This is a genomic window from Stenotrophomonas maltophilia group sp. RNC7, assembly GCF_030910085.1.
GTDB lineage: Bacteria > Pseudomonadota > Gammaproteobacteria > Xanthomonadales > Xanthomonadaceae > Stenotrophomonas > Stenotrophomonas sepilia.
In genome coordinates this window covers 1-14293 of record NZ_JAVFVN010000940.1, presented here as the reverse complement: position 1 = coordinate 14293, position 14293 = coordinate 1, and the positions used below count along the sequence as shown (strand labels likewise).

Here is a 14293-nt window from a genome sequence, read left to right as displayed (position 1 = left end):
GCTTCGCAAGCAAAGCGCCCTCACCCATGTAAGCTCGGTCGCCGCTTGCTCGTGTGCGCAATCCTGCGCACGCGGCAAGACCGGGGTTGGGCGTCCTGCCCAACCCGCCCGAGGCATGCCTCGGGCCCATGCGGCTCACGCTCCCGCAACCGGATCCACCCCGCCTTCGACAGTTGGCCGCGATCTGTCGGTGGGTGCCGACCGTTGGTCGGCACTGATCGAATCCCGACCAGCGCTCGGGATCCACTTTCAACCAACCGATGGGGTCAGATCCGTTTTCCTGTGGAAAACGGATCTGACCCCAACCTTTCAAATGGCCGGCAACACGCTGGACGCCAGCGCCGACAACAGCGAGGATGGAGCCTGGTTCTTCTGGCTGGCCCTGCATGGCGCAACGCATCCTTGAACCCGGTGAGATCGAGACGCTCGCCTCGCGCGATGTGCCGCGCATCATCCTGCCTGATACCGAGTCACTGTTTGCTACGCGCGCGGCACGCCTGCGCAGCCTCGCCGCGCACAGTGCCATCGGCGGCTACCTGCAGCTGCTGGCGGCGCTGGCCGATGCACAGCAGGCGCTGCTGGAGGATCTGACACCGCAGCAACGCGAGGACCTGCAGGCACAGGCGCGTGCACAGCAGTCGAGCGCGGCGGCCGGCGCCGGCATGCCATTGCGGCCGGCCAACGCGCTGCAACTGGATGGGCGCTGGCGCGACTGGCTGCGCACGCTGTGCCGGCACTGTGCCGACGAGGCCGGGCTGCCTGCGGAAACCCGGCAGGAGCTGCAGCGCGTCGCGGCTGCTGATGATGCGTGGCTGGATGCACAGGCGCATGCGGTGCTGGAACGCGATGACGCGCCCTCGGTCGACGCCGTCGCTGCGCTGCTGGTGATGAACGCGCTGCAGGTGTACTGGGCGGTGCTCGCCGCCAGCTTCCATCCGACCGACCTGAAGCCGCTGGCCGATGCACCGGGGCTGTGCCCGCTCTGTGGCACGCTGCCGGTGGCCAGCGTGGTGCAGGCGCGCCCGCCCTACGCCGCCTATCGCTACCTGTCGTGCTCGCTGTGTGCCTGCCAGTGGCATTACGTGCGCGTGCAGTGCAGCCAGTGCGGCGCCGCAGGCAAGGACATTGCCTATCGCGCCCTGGCCGATGTGGACGGTGACCGCGGCGAGGCGGTGCGCGAGAGTGCGGTGCGCGCCGAGACCTGCGACCACTGCCACAGCTATCGCAAGATCCTGTACCTGGAGAAAGATCCGTCACTGGAGCCGGTGGCCGATGACCTCGGCACGCTGGCGCTGGACCTGCTGCTGGCCGAGGAAGGCTATGCGCGCGCCAGCCAGAACCCGCTGCTGTGGCAATCCGACGGCGACTGACCTATGCCACGCTCGCACGCCACACCGGCATCGGCCGCCGCCCTGCCTTCGCTGGACCGGCTGCTGCGCCTGCCTGCGTTATCGGCCATGATCGAACGCCACGGCCGCAGCCGCATCACCCAACTGCTGCGCGCACACCTGCAGGAACTACGCGACCGTATCAGCGCCGCGCAGCTCTCGGCCGAACGCCTCGAACAGGCCATCAACGGCCCGTCGCTGGTCGCGGCGCTCGACGCCGCACTGGCGGCCGATGCACGGCTGGACCTGCAGCCGATCTTCAACCTGACCGGCACCGTGCTGCACACCAACCTGGGCCGCGCCCTGTTGCCCAATGTCGCCGTGCAGGCGGTCACCCGCGCAATGACAGCGCCGGTCGATCTGGAATTCGACATCACCCGCGGCCGCCGCGGCGACCGCGATGCACGGGTGCAGGCGCTGGTCTGCGAACTGACGGGCGCCGAAGCCGCCACCGTGGTCAACAACAATGCGGCGGCGGTCCTGCTGCTGCTCAACAGCCTGGCCAACCGCCGCGAGGTGGTCGTCTCGCGCGGCGAACTGGTGGAGATCGGCGGCGCCTTCCGCATTCCCGATGTGATGCGCAGCGCCGGCGCGCGACTGCTGGAAGTGGGCACCACCAACCGTACCCACCCGGCCGACTTCGCCCATGCCATCGGCGCCCGTACCGCGTTGCTGATGGAAGTGCATGCCAGCAACTACGCGATCACCGGTTTCACCGCCAAGGTCGACACTGCGGCAATGGCTGCGATCGCGCACGAGCACGGCCTGCCGCTGGTGGTGGACCTGGGCAGTGGCAGCCTGTGCGACCTGGCGGCCTTCGGCCTGCCGCACGAGCCCACCGTGCAGGAAGCACTGGCGGCCGGCGCCGATCTGGTTTCGTTCAGTGGCGACAAACTGCTGGGCGGCCCCCAGGCCGGGATCATCGCCGGCCGCGCCGACCTGATCGCGCGGATCAACCGCAACCCGCTCAAGCGGGCGCTGCGCATGGACAAGATGGGCCTGGCCGCACTGGAAGCCGTGCTGGCCCTGTACCGCGAACCGGAACTGCTGGCACTGCGGCTGCCGACCCTGCGCAGCCTTTCGCGCCTGCGGGATGACATCGACGAGCAGGCACACCGCCTGCTGCAGCCGATGCGCGCGTCGCTGGCCGCCGACTATGCGCTTGAACGGGCTTCGATGTACAGCCAGATCGGCAGCGGCGCGCAGCCACAGGCGCAGCTGGCCAGCGCCGGACTGCGCGTTACCAGCGCGCGCCGCGGCGGGCTGGATCGCTTGGCCAAGCGCTTGCGCCAGCTGCCGCGGCCGGTGCTGGGCCGCATTGCCGATGACGCGCTTTGGCTGGACCTGCGCTGCCTGGAACCCACTGACGAAGCCGCCTTCCTCGCGCAATGGAGCACGCTGCAGGCATGATCGTTGGCACCGCCGGGCATATCGACCATGGCAAGACCAGCCTGGTGCGCGCACTGACCGGCATCGAAACCGATCGCCTGCAGGAAGAACGCACACGCGGCATCTCCATCGAGCTGGGCTATGCCTATGTCCCGGTGGAGAACACAGGCGGAGGGAATGCCGAGGCGACGCTGGGTTTCGTCGATGTGCCGGGCCATGAACGCTTCGTGCATACGATGGTGGCCGGCGCCACCGGCATCGATGTCGCCCTGCTGGTGATCGCCGCCGACGACGGTGTGATGCCGCAGACCCGCGAGCACCTGGCAATCCTGCAGTTGCTGGGCGTGGATCGCGGTGCAGTCGCCCTGACCAAGATCGACCGCGTGGACGCCGCGCGCATCGCCCGGGTCGAGATCGAGATCGCCGCGCTGCTGGCCGGAACGCCGCTGCAGGATTCCCCCGTATTCGCCTGCAACAGCACCGTACCCGACGATGCTGGCATCAACGCGCTGCGTACCCAGCTGCACGCGTGGGCGTCGGACGACGCCAACACGCGCCAGGCCGAACTGCGCGGCGAGCTGTTCCGCATGCCGGTGGACCGCGTGTTCTCGCTGGCCGGCCACGGCACGCTGGTGACCGGCGCAGCGCACGGCGGCATCGCTGCCGTGGGTGAGCATCTGCAGCTGATGCCGGCCGCCACGGACGTGCGCGTACGCAGCATCCACGCGCAGAACCAGGCCAGCGAACACGCCATGGCCGGGCAGCGCTGCGCGTTGAACCTGGCCGCCATCGCCCGCGACGACATCCACCGCGGCGACTGGATCGCCGATCCACGTGCGCTACGGGCGACCCGTCGCGTCGACGTACGCCTGCGGCTTTCCGCACTGGCCGCACCGTTGCGGGACTGGGCGCCGCTGCACATCCACTGGGGCACGATGCATCGGCAGGCCCATGTGGTGCTGCTGGAGGACGACGATCACGGTGATGGACAGTTGGTGCAGCTGGTGTTCGATGCCCCGGTCTGCGCGATGTGTGGTGATCGCTTCATCGCCCGTGATTCAGCGGCGATCCGCACGTTGGGCGGTGGCATCGTGCTCGATCCGGACCCACCACAGCGGCGCCGGCGCAGCCCGGCACGGCTCGCCTGGCTGGGCGCACTGGAGCAGCTGGCCACAGGTGCTGGAATCGGTCCGCTGTTGCAGCAGGCTTCCTTCGGCATAGCCATGGCCGCCCTGCAACGCTACTGCCGGCGCGCGGCCGACCGGATCGATCTGCCTGCAGACACACAGCGCATCGTCACCCGCGAAGACACGGTGGTCATCCTTGCTTCGCACTGGCAGGCGCTTCGCGAACAGGTGACCATGTCGCTGCGCAGCTGGCACGAGCGACGTCCGGATGAACCCGGTGTTGATAGCGGGCGCCTGCAGCGCAGTACGCTGCCCGCGCTTGCAACGAGCCTGTGGAATGCTCTGCTGCAGGGCCTGCTGGACGACGGCAGCGTGCAGCGCGTGGGCGCCTGGTGGCGCCTGCCCGGCCATGACCATGCGCCGCCGGAACGCGAGCGACTTCTGCTGGAACGCGTGCTGCCGCAACTGCACGCCGGTCGCTTTGATCCACCGTGGGTGCGCACGCTGGCCACCGACGCCGGTCTGGCCGAAGACGAGGTCCGCGCCGTCCTGCGCCGCGCCACTGCGCGTGGCGAACTGTTCCAGGTGGTGCCGGACCTGTTCTATGCACCGGCCCGCATTGCCGAGCTGGCCGCGATCGTCGCGCAGCTGTCGCAGGCCACCGGCACGGTGGATGCGGCCACCTTCCGCGATGCCATCGGCCTGGGCCGCAAGCGCAGCATCCAGATCTTGGAGTTCTTCAACCGCGTTGGCTACACTCGACGCGTCGGTGACCAGCATCGGCCGCGCGGCGACCTGCAGTGGAACGCAGCCCGCGAATGAGCCCACCGGTGCCGCCGTACTTTCGGAAGGCATGCGCATCCGGGCATGCGGCTGGGCTTCAAACCCAGTAGGGGGCGTCGATCGTTCCCTGGTAGGTTCGACTCCTGCTGCCTTCCGCCATTGGTGTTTCCGCAGGAGATGTCGGCATGGCCACGCACGCGCAGTCCCCCGCCCCTTCAACGGCCGATGCCCCGCAACGACTGACTTCGCTGGCACACGGCGGCGGCTGCGGCTGCAAGATCGCGCCGGGCGTGCTGTCCGAACTGCTGCGGGGCGTGCCAGCGCTTCCGGCACCGGCCGAACTGCTGGTCGGCCGCGAGACCAGCGACGACGCCGCGGTGTACCGCCTCGATGATCGCCAGGCAATCGTCGCCACTACCGATTTCTTCATGCCGATTGTGGACGACCCGTTCGACTTCGGCCGCATCGCTGCCACCAACGCGCTGTCGGACCTGTATGCGATGGGGGCACGACCATTGTTCGCGCTGGCCATCGTCGGCATGCCGATCAACACGCTGCCGCAGGAGACCATCCGCGGCATCCTGCAGGGCGGCGAGCGTGCCTGCGCCGATGCCGGCATCGTGGTCGCTGGAGGCCACAGCATCGATTCGGTGGAACCCATCTATGGCCTGGCCGCGATCGGCGTGCTCGACCCGCAGCGGCTCAGGCGCAATGCCGATGCCCGCGCCGGCGATGTACTGGTGCTGGGCAAGCCGCTGGGCGTGGGCGTGTATTCGTCGGCGCTGAAGAAAGAAGTGCTGGATGCCGAGGGCTACCAGCAGATGATCGCGTCGACCACCCGCCTGAATACCGTGGGCGTGCCGCTGGCCGCGCTGGACGGTGTGCACGCAATGACCGACGTCACCGGTTTCGGCCTGCTCGGCCACCTGCTGGAAGTGTGCCGGGCCAGTGGCGTTGCCGCCGAAGTGGACAGCGCGCAGATCCCGCTGCTGCCGCAGGCCTTGGACCTGCTGCAGCGCGGCTGCTTGACCGGCGCCTCCAATCGCAACTGGGCCTCGTATGGTGCGGAGGTGCGTTTCGCCGATGGGTTGTCGGCACACTGGCAGCCGCTGCTGACCGACCCACAGACCAGCGGTGGGCTGCTGGTGTCCTGCGCCCCTGAAGCGGTGGACGCGGTGCTGGCCTGCTTCCACGACGCAGGGTTCAGCCAGGCGGCTGTGGTGGGACGGTTGGGCGAGGGAACGCCGGGCGTCAGCGTGCGCTGATGCGCTGAAACGACAAGGGCGCCCGAAGACGCCCCTGCTGTACCGCGGGATGCAGCATCACTCGATGTTCTGCACCTGTTCGCGGATCTGGTCGATCAGCACCTTCAGCTCCACCGCGGCATTGGACGTACGGCTGTCCACCGACTTCGAGCCCAGCGTATTGGCTTCGCGGTTGAACTCCTGCAGCAGGAAGTCCAGGCGGCGACCGACCGGCTCGCGCTGCTTGAGCACGCGGCGGATCTCGACAATGTGGCTGCCAAGGCGATCCAGCTCCTCATCCACGTCCAGCTTCTGCAGCCAGAGCACCAGTTCCTGCTCGGCGCGGCCGGAATCGACCGGGTGCGGCAGGTCGGCCAGGCGTGCAGCCAGCTTGGCGCGCTGGCCGTCGCGAATGGCCGGAATCAAGGTGCGCACTTCGATGGCGATGCGTTCGATGCCGTCCACGCGCTCACTGATGGCCGCCGACAGCTTTCCGCCTTCGCGCTCACGGGCCTCGACGAAGCCCTCCAGCACCTGGTCCAGCAGGGCCAGTGCCTCGGCCTGCAGGGCGGCGGCATCGGTGGCCTCGCCGCGGGTCACGCCGGGCAGCTGCAGCAGCTCGGTGAAGCTGACCTGCAGATTGGGGAAATCAGAGGTCAGCCGGTGCGCCAGGCGGCCCAGCTGGCCCAGCAGGGCCTCGTCCACCTGCAGGTTGGCCGCTGCCTCCGGTGCACGCAGGCGCATCACCAGATCCAGCTTGCCACGGCTCAGGCGTGCGGCGATGCGCTCGCGCAGCTGCGGTTCCAGCGCCCGCAGTTCTTCGGGCAGGCGGGTGCCGACCTCCAGGAAGCGGTGGTTGACCGAGCGCAGCTCGCAGCCCAGCGTGCCCCACGGGGTGACCCGCTCGCCGCCGGCATAGGCGGTCATGCTTCGAATCATGGAATGTGTCCGGTGCGTGCAAAGGGGGAATGGTACCCTAGCGCCCTCACCAGAGCCCCCTTGCCCGCCCCGTGAAGGCCGCGGGCGTGGCGGCGTACTCCCTCGCCATTACGGAACCCCGCACCATGTCCGATTCCCGCCCCAGCGGCCGCCAGCCCGACCAGCTCCGCCCGGTCGTCATCCAACGCGGCTTCACCCGCCACGCCGAAGGGTCGGTACTGGTGTGCTTCGGTGAAACCCGTGTGCTGTGCACCGCCAGCGTCGAGAACCGCGTGCCGGGCTTCCTGCGCGGCAAGGGCGAAGGCTGGGTCACCGCCGAGTACGGCATGCTGCCGCGCGCCACCCACACCCGCAGCGACCGTGAAGCGGCCCGTGGCAAGCAGGGCGGCCGCACACTGGAGATCCAGCGCCTGATCGGCCGCAGCCTGCGCGCGTGCGTGGACCGCAACGCGCTGGGCGAACGCACCATCACCCTCGACTGCGACGTGCTGCAGGCCGACGGTGGCACCCGCACTGCCGCCATCACCGGCGCCTACGTGGCCCTGGTCGATGCGGTGAACGTGCTGATGAAGCGTGGCGACATCAAGCGCAACCCGATCCTGGGCGCAGTGGCGGCGGTGTCGGTGGGCGTGTACCGCGGCACCCCGGTGCTGGACCTGGACTACGCCGAAGACAGCGACTGCGACACCGACATGAACGTGGTGATGAACGACGGTGGCGGCTTCATCGAACTGCAGGGCACCGCCGAAGGCCACGCCTTCCGTCGCGATGAACTGGACGCGCTGCTGGGCCTGGCCGAAAAGGGCGTGGCCGAGCTGCTGGCCGCGCAGCAGGCGGCGCTGTCGGCATGAACCGGCGCCTTGCCCTGACCACCCTGGTGGTGGCCGACTATGACGAAGCCATTGCCTGGTACACCGGCAAGCTCGGCTTCACGCTGCTGGAAGACATCGACCAGGGCCGCAAGCGCTGGGTGGTGGTCGGCCCGACCGACGGCAGCGCCGCCGCCCTGTTGCTGGCCCGTGCCAGCGACGAGGCACAGCGCAGCCGCATCGGCAACCAAACCGGTGGCCGCGTCGCCTTCTTCCTCAACACCGACGACTTCCACCGCGACCACGCGGCGATGCTGGCCGCCGGCGTCGAGTTCCTGGAAGCGCCGCGCGAAGAACCCTATGCAACGGTCGCGGTGTTCCGCGATCTGTATGGCAACACCTGGGACCTGCTGGAGCCCCGTCAATGAAGAAACTGGTACTGGCCAGCCACAACGCCGGCAAGCTGGTGGAGATGCAGGAGATCCTCGCCGACCTGCCGCTGCAGATCACCTCGGCCGCCGAACTGGGCCTGGGCGACGTGGAAGAGACCGGCCTGACCTTCGTCGAGAATGCGCTGCTGAAGGCACGCGCGGCCTGCGAAGCGACCGGCCTGCCGGCGCTGGCCGATGATTCCGGCCTGATCGTCGATGCCCTGGGTGGTGCACCGGGCCTGTACAGCGCGCGCTATGCCGGCCACCCGACCAACGCCGCGGCCAACAACGCCAAGCTGCTGGACGCGATGGCCGCAGTGCCCGACGGCCAGCGCAGCGCCCGCTTCTACGCGGTGATCGTGCTGCTGCGCCACGCCACCGACCCGCAGCCGCTGATCTGCGAAGGCCGCTGGGAAGGGCAGATCATCCGCGAGCTGCGTGGCACGAATGGTTTCGGCTACAACCCGGTGTTCCTGGACACCACCCACGGCCTGACCGCCGCGGAAATGGAGCCGGCACTGAAGAATGCCATCAGCCACCGTGCCATCGCCCTGCAGCAGCTCAAGCAGCAGCTGGCGACGCTGTACTGACGCCGCCTGATCGAACCAGGGAAGCCGGCCAGTGGCCGGCACTACCGATGAAGCCCATGCCGCACGCCCACGACCACTGCAACCACCTGCCCGGCGAAGCCTGCTCCGCTGCCCACGACAGCCCACCGCGGCTGGTGCCGCCACCGCTGTCGCTGTACGTGCACCTGCCGTGGTGCGTGCGCAAGTGCCCGTACTGCGATTTCAATTCGCACCAGGCCAAGGGTGAACTGCCGTTCGATGCCTACATCGACGCGCTGCTGCGTGACCTGGACCAGGACCTGCCACTGGTCTGGGGCCGGGTGGTGCACAGCGTGTTCTTCGGCGGCGGTACGCCCAGCCTGTTCCCGCCGGAAGCGATCGACCGTTTCCTGCAGCAGGCCAGCGCACGCCTGCGCTTCGCGCCCAATGCCGAAATCACGCTGGAAACCAACCCGGGCACCGCCGAGCATGGCCGCTTCGACCGCTACCGCGCGGCCGGCGTGAACCGCCTCAGCTTCGGCATCCAGAGTTTCGACGACGCCATGCTCAAGCGCCTGGGCCGCATCCACGACAGTGGCGAAGCCGAGCGCGCGGTGAAGATGGCGCAGGACGCGGGCTACGACAACGTCAACATCGACCTGATGTACGCGCTGCCGGAACAGACCCTGGCCGGTGCCGAGGCCGATCTAGAACGTGCATTTGCACTGCAACCGGCCCATATCTCGCACTACCAGCTGACCCTGGAACCGAACACGGTGTTCTTCGCGCGTCCGCCGCAGGGCATTCCCGATGAAGACAATGCCTGGGACATGCAGGAGCACTGCCAGGCGCTGCTGGCGCAGGCCGGTTTCAGCCAGTACGAAGTCAGCGCCTACGCACGCCCCGGTCGGCAGAGTGCGCACAACCTGAACTACTGGCGCTTCGGTGACTATCTGGGCATCGGTGCCGGCGCGCACGGCAAGATCAGCTCGGGTGCCGAAGAACACGTGCTGCGCCGCTGGAAGCTGAAGCATCCGCAGGCCTACCTGGACAGCGCGGGCACCCCGGCCTCGTTCGGTGGTGACAACGTGATCGCGCCGGAGCGGCTGCCGTTTGAGTACATGCTCAACCTGCTGCGCCTGCACGAAGGTTTCGGCCTGCGCGATTTCGAGTCGCGCACCGGGCTGCCGCGCAGCGTGCTGGACGCGCCCCTGGGCGAGGCCGTGCAGCGCGGCTGGCTGGACGTGGCGGAGGGCCACGTGCAGCCGACCGAGCTGGGCCGCCGGTTCACCAACGACGTGGTGAGCCTGTTCCTGGAGGACTAAACCTTCCGCCGTAGCGGGTAGCGCCGGCCGCTGGCCGGTACTCCGGTGGAGACAGCGTTGCCGGCCAGCGACCGGCACCACCGTTCATCCGTCGTCCCTCCCCAGCGGACGTGAGACACGTTCACCCTAAAGTAGCGCCGACTGCGGCCGACACGGTAGATTCACAAGATCGATCCGCGGGAATCCGGGTACCGCTCGCCGATGTCAGCTGTCTTTTCCATTACCTCTGCCGACAAAGCCCGCCTGGCCGCCAGCGACCTGCCACCGCGGGTGCGTGAGCTGCTGGGCGCGTTGATCGGCCTGTGCCGGCAAACGCTGGCCGCGCCGCTGATCCTGACCATCGAAGCGTTGGAGCAGACGCTGCTGCACGACGCGGATCGCGCGCGCAATCCGCAGCTGCAGGCGGAGCTGATGGCCCAGCGCGGCCAGTTGCATGCCTTCTCCGGTCATTTCGCTGACCGCATGCTTGATGCCGTGGCCGATGCGCTGATACGGCTGCGCGAACCCACGGCCCACTCCAGCCCCGGTTCCACGCCGCCGCCGCTGCCCGGCATGCTCGGGCTGTCGCTGGTCGATGAGCATGAAGTGGACCGCGACCTGCTGCTGACCGAGATGGTGCGGCGGGAAACGCTGCGCTCGACCAACACGCTGAACCTGCTGGGCCAACGCCTGGGCGTACTGGCGGCAGCACCGGCCTTCGAGGCCGACACCCTGCCGCTGGCACCGCAGGCACTGTGCGCCATGCTGCGCCGGATTGCCGAACAGGATTCGCTCGCCGTCGACGTTCAGCTGGCGCTGTACCGCAGCTTCGAACGCCAGGTGCTGGAACGCCTGGGCGACATCCTCGACCGTGCCAATGCCCTGTTGGCCCAGCACGGCGTGCTGCCCGGCCTGGTCTACACCCCCTATCTGGCGCGTTCATCGAGCACCCGGCGGATCATCACCCAGTCGGTGGGCGGTGGTCGCACCACGCAGCCGGCAAAGCGTGCCGCCGCGCCACTGACCGGCTGGAACGGATCGGCACCGGCTGGCTCCTGGTCGAGCCTGGTGCAGGACGCTTTCCAGGATGACAGCACGGCCGGCGCGGCCTTGCCGGGCCTGACCACCTCCACGGGCAGCGCGCTGCATGCGCTGCTGCAGCAGGCACGCCATGCCAGCGCAGCACCTGCGGATCGCGATGCAGTGCCGAGCGCGGCCGTGGATGCGGTCCTCGCACGCCTGCAGGCGCAGTCCAGCGCCGCCACCGGCGTGGCGGACCTGCAGGCGGCCGTGGTGGCGCAACTGCGCAGCGAGCATGGCATGCAGGCCCAGCTGGGCAGCCACGACCGCGACAGCCTCGACCTGCTGCGCATGCTGATGCAGCAGGTGCAGCAGCAGCAGCGTCCGGACCCGGTGCCGGCCGCCCTGCTGGCGCGCCTGCAGGTACCGCTGGCACGTGCGGCAATGGCCGACCCCGGCTTCTTCGTGCGCGACGAGCACCCCGCGCGCGAACTGCTCAACCAGATTGCCGAAGTCGGCGCCAACTGGCTGGGCGACGATGACGTCGACCCGCAGTTGCTGCAGCGCATGGCGCAGAGCGTGCAGGGCCTGCTGGGCCAGGATGCGCGGGCGCCGGAGGCCTTCGCCAGCGCGAACGAGGACGTGCAGCAGCATCAGCGCGCCGCAGCGCATCGCGCCGAGCTGGCCGAACGCCGCCATGTCGAAGCTGCACGCGGCAAGGAGCGGCTGGAACTCGCGCGGCGACAGGCCAGTGCACAGATCGACCAGTGCTGCGACGCGCAGGAGCCGCCCCGCTTCGTGCAGACCCTGCTGCGCCAGGCCTGGGCCGATGCCCTCACCCTGACCCGCCTGCGCCACGGCGACGATTCACCGCAGTGGCAGGAACGCCTGCAGCAGACCCAACGCATCGCCGCCATCACCGCGCAACCCGTTGATGCACCCGGCGGCACCGATGCAACGCTTGCTGCCGAGGTCGAGGCCGCCCTGCTGCAGGTCGGCTACCACGCCGAGGAAGCCGCCGCCGTCGCACGCAGGCTGGCCACGCCTGGCGGCGAGGACGAGAGCACCTCGCGTACCGAACTCAGTGCCCGCCTGAAGGCACGCGCGCGCCTGGGCGAGCACGCCGGTACGGCCGCCGGCACGACGCCCGCCACACCGCGCAGCAGTGCCGAGGAAGCCGCTTACCAGCAGCTGTCCTCCCTGCCCTTCGGCAGCTGGTTCGACATCGATACCGGCGATGGCACACTGCGCCGCCAGCGCCTGTCCTGGTACAGCCTGCTGACCGGCCACGCCCTGCTGGTCAATCCGCGCGGGCAGAAGATCGCCGATACCGACCTGGATACGCTGGCCCGGCAGATCAGCGCCGGCCAGGCGCAGCTGGTCACTGAGGACAAGGCCCGGCTGGTTGACCGTGCCTGGGAGGCCAGCCTTGGCGCATTGCGTGCACTGGCGGCCGGCCATACGCAGGAGACCTCCGCATGATCACCCAACCGCCGCAGGACACCCGCCGCGCACCGCGCCGCCAGGTCTCGGACCTGGTACCGGTCACCGACCAGATGCGCGAAAGCGTGGTGGGCCGGCTCGGCAATATCTCCGAAACCGGCATGCTGATGCTGGCCAGCGCACCGTTGCGCGAGGATGCGCTGTACCAGTTGCGCTTCCCCTTGCCGCTGGGCGACGGCCGCCACCAGGACATCGACGTGGGCGTGCACCTGCTGTGGAGCGAACCTGCACACGCCCCCGGACAGAGCTGGACCGGCTTCCGCTTCCTCACCCTGTCGCGCGAGCATCGGCAGCTGCTGCGCCAGTGGGTGGGCGAAGACAGCGACGAGGGGCCGGTTTCGACGGCCTGAGTGCCGGTTCCAGCACAGCGGTTTTTCCCGGTATGCGGCAGAATCTAGGGCCGTTTTCCGTGTCGAGCCACCGCAATGATCCAGCAAGACCCCGGCGCCCTGTATTCCGACCACCTGGCCGTGCTGTGCCGACGTGCCGAACAGGCGCTGGCCCGCGGCGGCTTCGATCACCTGGTGGTGCCCAGCGGCACCCTGCACTACCAGGTGTTCGATGATCGCGACTATCCGTATGCGGTGAACCCCCAGTTCAAGGCCTGGCTGCCGCTCACCCGCGTGCCCAACAGCTGGATTGTGTTCACCCCGGGCAAGCGCCCGGCGGTGATCTTCCACCAGCCCTTCGACTACTGGCACGTGGTGCCGGACGCGCCCAGCGGCTGGTGGGTGGAGCACTTCGACATCCACATCATCCGCAAGCCGGAAGACGCGCTGGCGCTGCTGCCGGCCGATCCATCGCGCTGCGCGATCCTCGGCGAGCCGCAGAGCGCGCTGGGCAGCTACGTGCCGAACAACCCGGCCCCGGTGGTGAACTACCTGGAATGGCACCGCGGCAGCAAGACACCGTATGAGATCGCACTGATGCGCCAGGCCCAGGTGCTGGGCGTGCGCGGCCACCGCGCTGCCGAGGCCGCATTCCGCAATGGCGCCGACGAGTTCAGCATCCACATGGCGTACTGCCAGGCGGTCGGCCAGGACGCCAACGAGCTGCCGTACGGCAATATCGTGGCGTTGAACGAACATGCCGCCGTGCTGCACTACACCGAGCTGGGCCGCAAGGCACCGCAGCCGCTGCGCAGCTTCCTGATCGATGCCGGCGCCAGTGCCCACGGCTACGCCAGCGACATCACCCGTACCTACGCCGCGCAGGGCCACGACGAGTTTGCGGCGATGATCGCCGCCGTCGACGCTGCCCAGCAGCAGATGTGCGCAGCGGTGCGCCCGGGCTTCGACTACAAGCAGCTGCACGTGGACGCACATCTTTCGCTGATGGGCGTACTGAAGGACTTCGGCGTGATCAAGGTCTCGCCGCAGACCGCGCTGGAGACCGGCGTCAGCGCCGCGTTCTTCCCGCATGGTATCGGCCACCTGATCGGCCTGCAGGTGCACGACGTGGCCGGTTTCGCGGCCAGCGACGAAGGCGGCCGCATCGAGCGCCCGGCGGGCCACCCGTACCTGCGCCTGACCCGCGTGCTGGAGCCGGGCATGGTGGTGACCATCGAACCGGGCCTGTACTTCATCGACATGCTGTTGAATGAAGTGAAGGACGCTGGCCACGGTGATGCGATCAACTGGGACCGCGTGGACTTCTTCCGTCCGTATGGCGGCATCCGCATCGAAGACGAAGTGCTGTGCACTGATGGCGAGGCGGACAACCTGACGCGGCCGGCGTTTGCGGCGGCCAACGGCTGAGCCCCTCGTGGTTGGCTGCTTGGAGCAATAGCCGCGCTTGGCGGGGCGGGG

At 68.8% G+C, this 14293-nt stretch carries 13 protein-coding genes and 1 tRNA gene; 13 read left to right on the top strand and 1 reads right to left on the bottom strand.

The features are described from left to right. The 6 genes from RCF13_RS23800 to selD form a co-directional block, all read left to right on the top strand. A partial coding sequence (locus RCF13_RS23800) for a hypothetical protein (RefSeq protein ID WP_308141611.1) occupies positions 1-406 on the top strand: 406 nt, incomplete at its 5' end. Beyond that, the gene (gene fdhE / locus RCF13_RS23795) at positions 387-1370 is read left to right on the top strand and encodes a formate dehydrogenase accessory protein FdhE (protein ID WP_154351356.1); all 984 of its coding nucleotides are present in this window, start codon (positions 387-389) and stop codon (positions 1368-1370) included. The genes RCF13_RS23800 and fdhE, both read left to right, overlap by 20 nt. A gap of 3 nt (positions 1371-1373) precedes the next feature. Beyond that, a complete protein-coding gene (gene selA / locus RCF13_RS23790) occupies positions 1374-2798 on the top strand; it encodes an L-seryl-tRNA(Sec) selenium transferase (RefSeq protein ID WP_061480718.1) in 1425 nt (474 codons plus the stop codon). Further along, positions 2795-4726, top strand: a complete 1932-nt coding sequence (gene selB, locus RCF13_RS23785; protein ID WP_134968837.1) for a selenocysteine-specific translation elongation factor — start codon at positions 2795-2797, stop codon at positions 4724-4726. The genes selA and selB overlap by 4 nt, the downstream gene beginning before the upstream one ends. 24 nt (positions 4727-4750) lie before the next feature. Next, a tRNA-Sec gene (locus RCF13_RS23780) sits at positions 4751-4846 on the top strand. Positions 4847-4872: 26 nt separating this feature from the next. After that, positions 4873-5952 carry a selenide, water dikinase SelD gene (gene selD / locus RCF13_RS23775; RefSeq protein ID WP_134968836.1) on the top strand — a complete coding sequence of 360 codons (1080 nt, stop codon included), beginning with the start codon at positions 4873-4875 and terminating at the stop codon, positions 5950-5952. A 57-nt stretch (positions 5953-6009) separates the two neighbouring features. Here the strand turns inward: selD and RCF13_RS23770 are convergent, their stop codons facing one another. Further along, positions 6010-6870, bottom strand: a complete 861-nt coding sequence (locus RCF13_RS23770; RefSeq protein ID WP_134968835.1) for a YicC/YloC family endoribonuclease — start codon at positions 6868-6870, stop codon at positions 6010-6012. Positions 6871-6995: 125 nt separating this feature from the next. On the opposite strand from RCF13_RS23770, the gene rph reads away from it, so the two are divergent. The 7 genes from rph (at position 6996) to pepQ (ending at position 14242) form a co-directional block, all read left to right on the top strand. After that, positions 6996-7721 carry a ribonuclease PH gene (rph, locus tag RCF13_RS23765; RefSeq protein ID WP_049426699.1) on the top strand — a complete coding sequence of 242 codons (726 nt, stop codon included), beginning with the start codon at positions 6996-6998 and terminating at the stop codon, positions 7719-7721. Continuing rightward, positions 7718-8107 carry a VOC family protein gene (locus RCF13_RS23760; RefSeq protein WP_134968834.1) on the top strand — a complete coding sequence of 130 codons (390 nt, stop codon included), beginning with the start codon at positions 7718-7720 and terminating at the stop codon, positions 8105-8107. The genes rph and RCF13_RS23760 overlap by 4 nt, the downstream gene beginning before the upstream one ends. Continuing rightward, complete coding sequence (gene rdgB / locus RCF13_RS23755; RefSeq protein WP_134968833.1) at positions 8104-8700, top strand: RdgB/HAM1 family non-canonical purine NTP pyrophosphatase; 597 nt, start codon at positions 8104-8106, stop codon at positions 8698-8700. Before RCF13_RS23760 ends, rdgB begins: the two co-directional genes overlap by 4 nt. A gap of 56 nt (positions 8701-8756) precedes the next feature. Further along, on the top strand, positions 8757-9983 hold the full coding sequence (gene hemW, locus RCF13_RS23750; RefSeq protein WP_134968832.1) for a radical SAM family heme chaperone HemW: 1227 nt from the start codon (positions 8757-8759) through the stop codon (positions 9981-9983). A gap of 201 nt (positions 9984-10184) precedes the next feature. Beyond that, positions 10185-12464: a DUF1631 family protein gene (locus tag RCF13_RS23745; RefSeq protein ID WP_134968831.1), complete on the top strand. Its 2280-nt coding sequence runs from the start codon at positions 10185-10187 to the stop codon at positions 12462-12464. Further along, positions 12461-12835, top strand: coding sequence for a PilZ domain-containing protein (locus RCF13_RS23740; protein ID WP_005418979.1), 375 nt, complete (start codon positions 12461-12463; stop codon positions 12833-12835). The genes RCF13_RS23745 and RCF13_RS23740 overlap by 4 nt, the downstream gene beginning before the upstream one ends. Positions 12836-12910: 75 nt before the next feature. Continuing rightward, positions 12911-14242 (top strand): Xaa-Pro dipeptidase, encoded by a 1332-nt coding sequence (gene pepQ, locus RCF13_RS23735; protein ID WP_231352281.1) that lies wholly within the window; start codon positions 12911-12913, stop codon positions 14240-14242. Positions 14243-14293 lie beyond the last annotated feature (51 nt).

Excerpts from the sequence above, each read along its gene's own strand:
- fdhE (WP_154351356.1), top strand. The coding sequence starts at position 387 with ATGGCGCAACGCATCCTTGAACCCGGTGAGATCGAGACGCTCGCCTCG.
- selA (WP_061480718.1), top strand. The coding sequence starts at position 1,374 with ATGCCACGCTCGCACGCCACACCGGCATCGGCCGCCGCCCTGCCTTCG.
- RCF13_RS23770 (WP_134968835.1), bottom strand. The coding sequence starts at position 6,870 with ATGATTCGAAGCATGACCGCCTATGCCGGCGGCGAGCGGGTCACCCCG.
- pepQ (WP_231352281.1), top strand. The coding sequence starts at position 12,911 with ATGATCCAGCAAGACCCCGGCGCCCTGTATTCCGACCACCTGGCCGTG.
- hemW (WP_134968832.1), top strand. The coding sequence starts at position 8,757 with ATGCCGCACGCCCACGACCACTGCAACCACCTGCCCGGCGAAGCCTGC.
- selB (WP_134968837.1), top strand. The coding sequence starts at position 2,795 with ATGATCGTTGGCACCGCCGGGCATATCGACCATGGCAAGACCAGCCTG.
- rph (WP_049426699.1), top strand. The coding sequence starts at position 6,996 with ATGTCCGATTCCCGCCCCAGCGGCCGCCAGCCCGACCAGCTCCGCCCG.
- RCF13_RS23740 (WP_005418979.1), top strand. The coding sequence starts at position 12,461 with ATGATCACCCAACCGCCGCAGGACACCCGCCGCGCACCGCGCCGCCAG.
- RCF13_RS23760 (WP_134968834.1), top strand. The coding sequence starts at position 7,718 with ATGAACCGGCGCCTTGCCCTGACCACCCTGGTGGTGGCCGACTATGAC.
- rdgB (WP_134968833.1), top strand. The coding sequence starts at position 8,104 with ATGAAGAAACTGGTACTGGCCAGCCACAACGCCGGCAAGCTGGTGGAG.
- selD (WP_134968836.1), top strand. The coding sequence starts at position 4,873 with ATGGCCACGCACGCGCAGTCCCCCGCCCCTTCAACGGCCGATGCCCCG.
- RCF13_RS23745 (WP_134968831.1), top strand. The coding sequence starts at position 10,185 with ATGTCAGCTGTCTTTTCCATTACCTCTGCCGACAAAGCCCGCCTGGCC.